5 protein-coding genes are annotated in these 11,944 nt (G+C 28.5%); 4 read left to right on the top strand and 1 reads right to left on the bottom strand.

What is annotated here, in order from left to right; translation table 4 throughout:
• Position 1 precedes the first annotated feature (1 nt).
• Entirely contained in the window at positions 2-3,757 is a 3,756-nt protein-coding gene (locus EG856_RS02145) for a hypothetical protein (protein WP_130429485.1), read from the bottom strand.
• 213 nt (positions 3,758-3,970) lie between these two features.
• Between EG856_RS02145 and EG856_RS02140 the strand changes: the two genes are divergently transcribed.
• From EG856_RS02140 to EG856_RS02125, 4 genes are all read left to right on the top strand, one after another.
• The gene (locus EG856_RS02140; protein WP_130429484.1) at positions 3,971-5,461 is read left to right on the top strand and encodes a hypothetical protein; all 1,491 of its coding nucleotides are present in this window, start codon (positions 3,971-3,973) and stop codon (positions 5,459-5,461) included.
• 388 nt (positions 5,462-5,849) lie between these two features.
• Positions 5,850-8,204 (top strand): putative immunoglobulin-blocking virulence protein, encoded by a 2,355-nt coding sequence (locus EG856_RS02135; RefSeq protein ID WP_130429483.1) that lies wholly within the window; start codon positions 5,850-5,852, stop codon positions 8,202-8,204.
• 240 nt (positions 8,205-8,444) lie between these two features.
• On the top strand, positions 8,445-9,407 hold the full coding sequence (locus EG856_RS02130) for a lactate/malate family dehydrogenase (RefSeq protein ID WP_130429482.1): 963 nt from the start codon (positions 8,445-8,447) through the stop codon (positions 9,405-9,407).
• A 137-nt stretch (positions 9,408-9,544) separates the two neighbouring features.
• Positions 9,545-11,920 carry a phosphoketolase family protein gene (locus EG856_RS02125; RefSeq protein WP_130429481.1) on the top strand — a complete coding sequence of 792 codons (2,376 nt, stop codon included), beginning with the start codon at positions 9,545-9,547 and terminating at the stop codon, positions 11,918-11,920.
• Positions 11,921-11,944 lie beyond the last annotated feature (24 nt).

Below are 11,944 nucleotides of genomic sequence, written 5' to 3'. Positions count from 1 at the left end.
ATTAAAACGGTTTTTCAAATTCACTAAATATTTCTGGTAAGCCAAATAAATCTGGATAAAGACGATTTAGACGTTGAACTTTATAAGCAAACGAATTATCGTTAAAGCCATTTAAATATCCAATAAAAGCAATTCGCGGATTATTTAAAATATACGAAAAGTTATAGCCATTACTTTTGCCGGCGTGAATTGCTAAAAAATTACCTTCATCATCAAATACACCTGTGCCCGATGAACCTGCCTGTAAAGCGTTATAACTTTGTAAATTTGTATTTTTAAATTTGGCTCAAAAAGCTAACGTTTCTGAATCAGTATAATTATGTCCACCAGGATTATCTGCTTCGGTAAAACTAGTTACAATATTATGTCTAATTTGAATATTACGTTTTGTATTGCCAGCTGTGGAACCAGGAAAACTTGATGCGTATGTGCTTATTAAAGTATTACTTTTGATGTAATTAGCACGCTCGCTGAATTTGATTTTATTTAAATTTTTTCAATTATAGATTGCTTTAGCGCTTTGGAATATTGCGTTAGTATCTATATTTGAGTCATTTTTATGGTCGTTGTAATATTTAACCGCTTCGGTTGTATCAAAAATATGAATTTTTAAATCAATTCCTGAATAACGTTTTTTAGAAACAACTTTAATTGCATCAGCTGTTGAGACTTCATTACCTAAAATTTCTTTGCTATCATCACCTCTTCAAAATGGATTGCTGCCACCGACACTTCAATTAGAATTGACATCTCAATGAGAAGTATCTTGTTCATTAACGTGATCTTTAGGAGCAAATATAGGCTCACTTTGATGTGTGGGAACATGTTGATTTGTTGCGATATAATAACGATTATCATTATCATCATCTGGCTTTACTTTAGCAATAACCCAACCAGTGCCATTATATAAACCAAACTCGCGAGCAACTACGTCTTTTATTATAGGATTTGTGTGTAAATCATTAGTTGTTGTGCGATTTGTTGTGAATTCAAAATCTGGTGCGTCATTTGTTGTAGTTGAATTATCTAAGGTGCTGTATAAAATTTTTCAATCATTCTTTTTTGAAAAAATAAAGTCCGGTAATTGAAGATCATTAGTTGAAGAATTTGGATTAAAACTTAATTTTTGTGCCACATCTACATTTTTATTTTCAGTATAAATAAGTGAAAGATAATTTTGAAATTTTTCAACATAAGTAGAAAGTTTTTGACTCAAATTATGTAAATGTATTTTTGAATTCAACACCCCTTTGCGGGTATTTAAAGTAATTAAAATTTTATTATTTTGTAATTTTACATTGACCCTTAAATTTTCATTGATTAATTTTTCTAATTTATTTTGATCAAGAGTAAAATCATTAATGCCAAATAAATCGCTTGAACGAGCAATAAATTTATAGATATCAGTTCATTTTTTCACAAATTCAATTGCAATATTATCTAATTCGGTTTCTTGTTTTAATTTTTCATACGAAAAACTAATTTTATATGAATTTTGGTTAATACGCCAATGTGATGGTTCAATATTAAGTGGCGTAGCAAAAAAATTAAGGCTAAAAATTAGGTTTTTATTATCTATATTTTTGAATCTAGATAAATCTATTGTGTATGTGTATTGTGTATTTTCTTTATTAGAAATAAATTCTTTATCTTTAAAGTGTTGAGCTAGTGTTGCAAAATTATATTCTTTGTTGTTTAGAGTGATATTATCAAATTTACGAGTAAAAGTTTTGTCGCTATTATCATCTTTTAAAAAGTAGTATTGTGTTTGAGATATGTAATAGTCATTTGCCTTGATGTAATTTTCATCTGTATAAGAAAGGTTTTTGTCTATGTGATTATTTTCATCATCGTTAATCGTTTTATTGATGCTTCATTGAAGATTTTGTTTATTATAATCATTTTCATAGCCGTGATTTAATTGTATATTTTCGCTTATTTCAGTATAAAAATCTGTATTTGAAGTATTGTTAGTTAATGTTTTTGTAACTAAATTACTTGATTTATCAACCAGTTCAATTTTATTTAATTGTCAATGAATACCAGAAGGTAAATTTGAAATAGCAAAGTTTGATAATTGATCATAATTTAAATAGATATATTTTTTATTTGAAATTCTATCTTTTCTATCCCGATAATTCAAACCAACTGAATTAGTATAATAACCTTTTTCGTGTTCTGGATAAGGTTTTGAAGCATCTAAATCAATTTGATGTTTGTCTGTAAAATCTAAACGAACGTATTTTTGTTTAAGTAAATTTAAATTAGTTATAGCTTCTTGATTCAATTTAATTGAACCTAGATATTGTCCTGGATTAGAATTATTTGAATTAATAGATATAGATTCGATATCTCCACTAAAATTTTTGCTTATACTTAAGGTTAAATCAGCAGAATTTTCGTTTTTAGCATTTGAAATTGTATCTTTAGGTAATTTTACATATGATAAATTTTGTGTATTTAAGATACGAGTTATTACTCATTTATTAATACTAAAATCAAAATTTGCATGATCATTAATTACAATTTTATTGTTATTAAAAATACCTTTTAATGTAATATCAGAACCTAAATAATTTCGATCTGGCTTTAAAGTAACATAAAATTCTTGATTTGATTGTAATGAATTATTTGAACCTGATAAATCTATCTGTATTTGATTATTAGTAAATGAAGCAGAATTAGCTCTTAAATTTGTTGTGCTAGATTGATTTACAACTTCATTTACTGTTAGAGCATCATTAGTTATTAAATGATTATTAATTTTAATATCTGAAATTTTATTGGTTTGCGTTAATGTTTCATTTTTGTTTAGCTTAAATAAATAAATTAGAGAATTATTATCAAAATCAAAGCTATAGTTAGTTTCATTAAATTTAAAACTTATTTTTGAATTGAATTCATATTTTCCTAACGAATTAAATTTCAATAAAACATAATTTTGATTAGCATTATTAACATTTTTTAATATTTGAGCGTTTTGAATACTAAAATTGCCATTTATGCGTAGCAATTCTGTAATTTTATTCTTATAATTTGCAAAATTATTATCATCATTAATCTCAAGTTTTGGTTGTGAATTAGCTTTTTGATTATCTAAATTAGTTTCTTGCTCATTTTGTTTTTGATCTAAATTTTGTTGTTCATTTTGATTGTTTGTATTTTGTGTTTGAATATCATTATTTGTATTTTTATTTTGCTGGCTAACATTATCTTGATCAACATAATTATTAACATTTCTATCAGGATTTGAGTTATTTGGTTCAATTTGTTTATTTGATTGTGTGTTATTTATATCTTTGTTAGAATTAACATTATTTTCTTCATTTTTATTTTCTAAATTATTTTGTGATGTTGATGAATTTTCGTTAATTTGTTTTTCTGTTTTTTGATTATCCGCTTGATTGCTTAATTCATTTTTTTGTTCATTTTGCGAGCTTGGATCTTGAAATTTTGTATTGTTTTGGTCACCATTTGTATTGGGATTGTTGTTAATTTTATCTTGCGTAGTTTTTTTATCTTCTTTTTTATTTGATATTGGTTTTGCCTTTTGGGGTTGTTGTTGAGTATTTTGTTGAGTTTTAACATTTGAATTAGTTACATCTTGTTGTGGTTTATCTTTATTTTCTGGTTTAACAATATTTGAATCTTTTTTATCATCAATTTTAGATTGTTTTTGAACACAACTAACCAATGCTAATGCAGACATTGGAGTTGTCAAAACAAGAGTGTTTAGTCAAATTTTTTTATTTTTCATTTTTTTCCTTAAATGCTTTTGTTAATTTAACATAAATTATATTATTTATGGTAAAAAATTTAGCATTATATTTTAATTTAATTAGCAATATTTTGCCTTTTTTAATAAGGATAAAAAACACAAAAAAATTTTTACTATTTGCAAAAAAAAACGTGAAAACTCAAACAAAATTAACATCTGTTTTCCCTTAAAATTAAAAAGTAGGTAAAAGAGATGGACAAATTAACTAACTATGTAATCCAAAAAAAATGATGTTTAGATACCATCATTACTTTTAAGCACGAAACATATAAACAATTAGCAAATAGAATAAATAAATCTGTTTCTACAGTCAGACTGTACAAAAACGAGTTAAAACGTGGAAATGGTTATATTGAAAACATTGAACACAAAAACACAAACGATAAAAATGCTCAAAGATATAACGACGAAATGGTTTTAAATTTAGGACAAGAATACGAAAATAAAAAACTATTAGCTAGTGGCAACAATGCTAATAGTTCATGTAATTCGTATATGTCTTTAATTTCGTACCATGAAAAACTCAAGACATATATATCATACTCCCAAATGGTAAAAAGATTAAAACAAAATGGTTTTTGTAGCGCTTTTGCGTATAAAGCGGGCAGAAAAGAGGCACGTAAGGCAAGAATAAAATTGAAAAAGAAAGGTTTTGGTATTAAATATTCATTAGATTTAGAATTAAAAATACCGAAGAAAAAAGAAGTTGAGCGCAAAAAAACAAGATTAAAATATTCCTTTGGTGATGTTGTTGAAATTGATGGTTGTACTCATTATTTTGTTAAAAATGAACTTTGAACAGCAATAAGTTCTATTGATGTCGCAACCAGCAAACTTTTATCAATTCATTTTGAAAAAAATGTTGAAACACTGAATGGTCACCAAAGTAATTTAGAAAAAATGTTGAATAGATACGGTATTCCTTCAACAATAATTACTGATAAAAGAAAGAATTTCTATAATAATGAAGATTCAAACGCAGTAACATTTAAAGCAATAAAAAATCTGGGTATTGAATTGATTACTACATCTAATTCTAACGGTAAACCACACATAGAAAATGCACAAAATTTTATTCAAATGCGCCTGCCTTTGTGGTTTTTAGACAATAAAATTAACACAATACAACAAGCAAACGATGCTGAAGAATCGATATTAAAATACTTAAATCAAATACGAAAATCAGTAATTGAACCCAAAGTCAATCATTTTAGAGAGTTAAATAAAGAAAGATTAGAACATTTTTTTGATTTAGAAATAGCAAGAAAAATCAATAATGGGACTGTATTTTACAACGGAATTCATTACGCACCTTATCAAAATGATCAAAGAATTCGTGTTGAATCTAAATTTGATGCCAAATTTATAATTGGAAGTGATAACAAACTTTATTTTAGAATTAAAAACTCGAGATATGAAGCAAAAAAATTACAACCAAATGATATGGAACTATACGAAAAATTTTCAATAAATAAAAAACTTCCATTAGAAGTTTATCAAGTCAAAACATTGATGAAAACAGTAGCCGCAGGCTACACATTCAATCAAATGTTGGATGCAAAAATAGAAAATTTATTCAAAAATAAGCCAGATTGGGATGAACAAGACAAAAAATTATTGAAATCAATATTAAAAGAATTGGAAGATATTCGCCTGAATATTCGCCAAACGATAGAATTTTAAATTCAAAATACACATAATATTTAAGTTAAGTTCAAAATATTTATCTAAATCTATTAAAAATAGATTTGTGTTTTTGTTTTTTTTGTCAAAAAACAAAAAATAAAATTCAATGAAAAAGTTTCTAATCTAACCCCAAACCCCTATCATAGGGGCTTCTAACCCCCCCAACCCCCCAGACATTGGGGGGCTTTAAACTAAAATTCTCTCTAATTTAAACCATAAATATTAAGTAATTTGTTAAGATATTACTATCAAACTGAAACATGTTAATTTTGTTTAACATTTCAAGCAAAAAAATTTTTACTATTTGCAAAAAAAAAAAAAAAAAATGCTCATATAATTTATCTATTAATTAATAATTGGAAATAATCATAAATTTGGAGACAAAATGAATTTTTTGAAAAACAAAAAAATTAGAAATCTTACATTATCGCTTTTTTCAACCGTATCGCTTGCAACAATAGTTACTACATCTTTATATTACACCAATTCTAAGCCAAATGAGGGTGTTGATTACCAAACAAATGCAAGTGCAGACACTAAATTTATCGCAAAAGATAATTTAGATTTACAAAAAACAATAAACTCATTAACCGACGAAAACATTAGAGAATTACCTAAACCTATTGAAAAACCAAAACCTAAACCAAAGCCAGAAGAATCAAAAAAAGTGGAAATAATTAAAGTTGAACCTATTGAAAAGCCTAAACCTAAACCCGAACCTATCCCCCAACCAAAACCTATCGAAGAACCAAAACCAATTGAAAAACCTAAACCTATAGTTATACCTAAAACGGAACCTAAACCAGAAATAATTCCCACACCAATTCCACAACCAAAGCCACAGATAATTGATACAACCACTCAAATCAATCCATTCGCAAGTGATGATTCAAAGGCATTAATAAATATTTTAGGAGTAAATGTTCGTGCTGAAGTTACAAGACAAAAACCAAGAGAAATTAATCACTTTGATATTCAAAATAAAATAAGTAACATCGAACCCTATCAAAGTAATTTTATAGATAAAATTGTACGTCTTGAAGTGACAGAACAACTAATTGATAAAGTTGTAGAAAATGTAGCAGGTGATGGAACAAAAAATACTGGAATAAATGCCAAATATATACGTGAATCTGCTTTAAAAATATTAAGAGAGGTAAAACCAGAAGATATAGCAGCAAATATTGCAACACAGGTAACCGGTTTTTGACAAAGACAATTTGAAAAATGATCAAAATTATTTGATAGTGAAAATGTAATTAATTTTTTAGTTCCTGATGCAGCTCAAAAATATAAAACAATGCAATTTCATTCACGCGATCATCGTTATATATGATTGTATAATAATTTAGATTTTACAAAATTTAAAAGACTTTCAGCTAACGCTCTTAAAAATTTATCTGAGGGTTTAATAATTTCTGAAGATAATGTTTTTATTAACGAAAATGGAGAATTAGATTCATATTCGGCCGGTTATCCTGAAGGATATAATAATGAAATAGCCCGTAGAACAAGAGATAATTACGAAAGACGTGTATTTAGTTTTAGTTCTGCTGAAATTCGAACTCCATATAATGTTCAACATGGTATTTATCCAGGTTGAAAAAGCCAAGATGTAACTGATGAAGAACAATTTAAATCTTTAAACGTTTCAAAAACCGATGGTATTAATATTATTAAAATGACACGTGAAAAACCTGTAAATGATAAAGGGCAAATTAATGAAGGTTATGTTTTAGAAATAGATGCCGCTAATCCAAGTGGTTATGCCAAAACTAAACAATTATTAATTGATTTAAAAGCAAAACCTGAGTATAATTTTGTCTCATTTCGAATAAGAAATATGGGGCACAATGATGCGAGCCAAAAATTTAAAGAAATTTTAGAACAATTACCAGATCAAATACCACAGCTAGAATTATTCTTCTCAGATCGAGCAACAAATACAAGTTCATTAATTGCTCTTGAAAATAAAACAATTAAAGAATTGTCGCTATATACACTTGGAAATTCTTTATTAGATAATTGAAGCATAAACCCGTTTGCTTTACGCAACACAAAATGAATTAATACAAACGATTACAACGTAAGTTTTGAATACAAACGAGGTGAGGATATTGCTACTAGAATTACCTTTAATACTTTAGCTTTTGATAGTTCTGATTATCAAGAAAATGATTCTGATCCATTTAAGCGTATTAATTTAGGTTTAAGAATGGCATATTATGCTCGTAATAATGAACCAATTTTCCAAGGTGGTTTTGGAGCTGGTCTAAACCCAGATCATAATGAAGGCGATAATAGTTATCCAGTTGGACTAGATTTTTCAAGAGTAGCTAAAATCAAAAGTTTAAGAGGTCTTAAATTCCATGACGAATTTAAGCCAAGTAATAAAGCAAGAAAAATCAGCCGTCTAGTTTTATTTAACGACTCAGCTTCATTTAGTGTTAAAGCTCAAGATTTAAACGAAGCCGGTTTAGAACATATTGTTGATGAACCAATGCAACCTTCAAAAATAATATTTTCTAATGGTTCAATAACTAAACGAATTAGAATTGAAACTGATGAACAATTAAGTGGTTCAGGATTAGTGAATTTAACTCTATTTATTAAATATGCTAAAAATGCTTCTGATTTTAGCAACGAAATAGAAATAAATCCAGGTGCTAGTTCATTAAAAACACAATTAGAACAAGCTGGATTTAAAGTAGTTGAAGCACAAAACTTTACTTTTGCGTAAATGTGGAAATTTCCACATTTATTTTTATTTTACTAACTTTTTTTGCCTTGTTGTAAGCAATATAACAACTGTACACCAAATAAAAAATACAAAAAAGCCTTAAAAAAGCATTAAAAATTAAATAAAATTAATTTTCTCATATAAAAATGATTTCATATTCAAGGCAATTAGGTTTATAATTAAATTAAGCTAAAAGCTAAACAAACAAAAAATAAATTAAATATTTTAGAAGGGATATATATGAAAAAAATTATTGTTGTCGGCCTAGGAAATGTTGGATTTACATATGTAAATGTTTCAGTTGCTAGAGGTCTAGAAGCACAATGAGTATTTGTTGATAAAAATGAAGAAGTGGCTTATGCTCATGCAAAAGATTTTTCAGACATGGTTGCAATTATGCCAAGAAATGGTTCTACATTTAGAACAGGTACATTAGAGCAAGACGCTGCAGATGCTGATATTGTTGCTGTGTGTGCTTCAATTCCAGCAAACAAAGACTTTTCAGATCGTCTAGCACTAGCTGGTGCGAATGCTAAAATGATGGCTTCATTTGGTTCTGTATTAAAAGAAAAAGGATTTAAAGGTACAGTTGTTGTGGCTGCAAACCCTTGTGATGTAATGGCCGCTGTATTCCACTACGCATCAGGTTTACCAGCAAACAAAGTTATTTCAGCAGGTACAATTTTAGACGGTGCTAGATTGAAAAAACTTATCTCACAAAGATACAACGTACAAGCAGATTCAATTCAAGTTTCAATGATCGCAGAACACGGTGCTTCAGCAATGGCTGTATGATCAAATGCTAAAATTGGTGAAACATTAATTAAAGATTTACCTCAATTTACTGAAGAAGTTAAACAAAAACTATACGAAGACAGTAAAAAAGAAGCATTTGAAATTTTCTCACGTAAAGGAAATACACAATTCGGTATTGGTACATCAATGTACGAAATTACTGCCGCTATTTTACAAAACAAGAGAAAAATTATGACAGTTGGTGTGAAATTGCCTGATACATTCAAACACCCTGGAATTTACTTTTCAATCCCTGTAGTTGTTGGTGAAAATGGTTATGAATACTTACCAGAAAAAATGTCTCTAACACCAGAAGAATGAGAAAAATTTGATAAATTCTCAGAAGGATTTGCCAAAGTACACAACGATACTTTAAGTCAAATTGGTGTAAAACACGTTTTTAAATAAAAATATTAAAAAAATGCCAAGTGGCATTTTTTTGTGTGCTATTGATTCCATAAAGTAAAAATTTTATAACTAATTAAAAACCAAAAAAATAACTAATTTACTATAATTAAAAATAATAATACAATAAGGAGAAAACAATGCAAAACAAAAATGTTGATTTTGATTCAAAAGAATATTTAGCAAAAGTCGACGCTTGATGAAGGGCTGCTAATTATATCGCAGTCGGTCAAATGTATTTAAGAAATAATCCGTTAATGAAAAATGGCCTTAAACCCGAAGATTTAAAAATCTACCCAATAGGACATTGAGGTACAATTCCTGGACAAAACTTTATTTACGCTCATTTAAATAGAGTAATTAATAAATATGACTTAAATATGTTTTACATCGAAGGACCTGGGCATGGTGGTCAAGTTATGGTAGCAAATTCATATCTTGATGGTTCATATACTGAATTATTTCCTCAAATAACCCAAGATGAACAAGGAATGAAACAATTATTCAAAATTTTCTCATTTCCGGGTGGAACTGCTTCACACGCTGCTCCTGAAACTCCAGGTTCTTTACACGAAGGAGGTGAATTAGGTTATTCACTTTCACACGCAACTGGGGCTATTTTAGATAATCCTAGTTTAATCGCGGCAACTGTAATTGGAGATGGCGAGGCTGAAACAGGACCATTAATGGCTGGCTGATTATCAAATACATTTATTAACCCTAAAAATGATGGTGTAGTATTGCCTATTCTGCACTTAAACGGCGCTAAAATTTCAAATCCAACAATTTTTGCTCGCCGCTCGAATTCGGAATTAACTAAATTATTTGAAGGTTTTGGTTGAGAAGCGATTTTTGTTGAAGTTGAACAAGTATCTGATTACCATGCTGAAATGGCTAAAAAATTAGATTATGCTATTGAAAAAATTCAAACTATCAAAGCCCAAGCGTCCAAAAAAAATGAACAACAACAAACTCGCCCACAATGACCAATGATTATTTTTAGATCTCCTAAAGGTTGAACTGGACCATCAAAATTTATCAATAACCAGATAGAAGGAAGTTTTAGAGCTCACCAAGTACCTATACCTGTTAAAGCAGAAGATTCTCAATATTTACAAGAACTTATTGATTGAATGCAATCATATAGACCACAAGAATTATTTGACGAAAATGCATGCTTAAAACCTGATTTTTATATAGCACCTGATGATGATAAAAGAATGGCGATGAACCCTGCCACAAATGGTGGAATTAACCCTCAAAATTTAAAATTAGGTAATTGAAAAGATTTTGCCCTTAAATTTGACAAACCAGGTAGTCTAATTTCACAAGATATGGTTAATTTATCAACTTATTATGCCGAATTAATCAAATTAAACCCAACTAATTTTAGAATCTTTGGACCTGATGAAACAAAATCAAACCGCCTTTTTGATGTTTTAAAAACAACTAATCGTCAATGATTAGACACAATAAACACTGATTTAGACGAATATTTAGCACCTGCTGGTCGAATTATTGATTCACAATTATCCGAACACCAAGCTGAGGGATTTTTAGAAGGTTATGTACTTACCGGACGTCATGGAGTATTTGCTTCATATGAAGCATTTTTAAGAGTAGTAGATTCAATGGTTACACAACATTTAAAATGAATTAATAAATGTAAACCTTTATTTTGAAGAAAACAAATTCCTTCATTAAATTTAATTGCTACATCAAACGCATTCCAACAAGACCATAACGGTTATACTCATCAAGATCCGGGTATGTTAGGACATTTAGCTGATAAAAATGCTGATGTGGTCAGAGAATATTTACCTGCTGATACCAATACATTATTGGCTGTATCAGCAAAAGCTTTTAGCGAAAAAAATGTGATTAATTTAATCGTTGCTTCTAAACAACCAAGAGAACAATTTTTTAGTATTGAAGAAGCTGAAGAATTAGTTCAAAAAGGTTATAAAGTTATTGATTGAGCTTCAAATGTATCTCTTAATCAAACACCAGATTTAGTAGTGGCAGCTTCTGGAACTGAATCAACAATCGAATCTTTAGCAGCTATTTCAATTTTAATTAAACATTTCCCATCTTTAAAAATTAGATTTATTAATGTGGTTGATATTTTAAAATTAAGACATCCTTCAATCGACCCACGAGGTTTAAGTGATGAAGAATTTAACGCAGTATTTAGCGTTGATAAACCAATTTTATTTGCCTTCCATGGTTATGAAAGTCTTTTAAGAGATATTTTCTTCACAAGACAAAATAGAAATTTACACCCTCACGGCTACCGTGAACACGGAGATATAACAACTTCATTTGATATTCGTCAATTATCGCACATGGATAGATTTCATATGTCAATAACAGCTGCTAAAGCAGTTTATGGTGAGCAAGCACAATCATTTATAGATCTAATGAGCGAAAAACTTGAATATCATAAAAATTACATCAGAGAGACTGGTACTGATATTGACGAAGTCAAAAACTGAAAATGAGAAGGAATAAAATAATAAAGTGTCTTTTGACACTTTTTT

Origin of the sequence: Mycoplasmopsis phocirhinis (assembly GCF_004216495.1) — a bacterium.
Classification (GTDB): Bacteria; Bacillota_I; Bacilli_A; order Mycoplasmatales; family Metamycoplasmataceae; genus Mycoplasmopsis; species Mycoplasmopsis phocirhinis.
The sequence above is the reverse complement of the archived record's forward strand: the minus strand, read 5'-3'. Positions and strand labels throughout refer to the sequence as shown.